The 572-nt window shown below is 37.6% G+C and carries 1 protein-coding gene; it reads left to right on the top strand.

The annotated features are described in order from the left end of the window. The first annotated feature begins 308 nt into the window (after positions 1 to 308). Positions 309 to 551 carry a tyrosine-type recombinase/integrase gene (locus L1D46_RS20855; RefSeq protein WP_239978187.1) on the top strand — a complete coding sequence of 81 codons (243 nt, stop codon included), beginning with the start codon at positions 309 to 311 and terminating at the stop codon, positions 549 to 551. Positions 552 to 572 lie beyond the last annotated feature (21 nt).

The following is a 572-nucleotide window of genomic DNA, read 5'->3' on the forward strand; positions in this document are numbered from 1 at the left end:
ATGGGTAAATTAGATATCCTATTGAATTATAGTAAGAATAAATTTTTTGTAATTTTTTTACATTTTTTTGGAATCTAGCTCCAACATCAAGCAATAGGAGCATAAGAAAGGGTTATCAAACGACTTGTTTCGTCAGCAAACTAAGAATATGAATTGCTAGCTGTTTGCTTCGGTAAGATTTTAGCCAATGTTTGAATTCATTAGCTCAGAAAGGCCATTGTTTCTGGCTAACAATGACAAACGCTAAGTGCCGGGTTAGTTGTCTGATATGGCATCACAGTACGTGAAATTAGCGGGGTTTGACCGTAGTGGCGCGTGCCATCTGTATCGCCACAAGAATATTGGATATTGGCGCTGACCTTCGCAAAAACCAAGAAATACTAGGTCATGCTAGCATTCTCACAACGCAACTTTACACGCATGTTAGCAGTAAAAATTTATTTGACGTCTATGAAGCGAATCACACTTCTGCTGAAGGTGGTAGGGGGTTGTTTAAGGACATAAATATCAGCAACCAAACTTTAAAGAATACAAGACATCTATCGAAGTGACACATACTAATAAACGTTTGT

Source organism: Pseudoalteromonas sp. Isolate3, from assembly GCF_022398505.1.
In the GTDB taxonomy this organism is placed as follows: Bacteria; Pseudomonadota; Gammaproteobacteria; order Enterobacterales; family Alteromonadaceae; genus Pseudoalteromonas; species Pseudoalteromonas apostichopi.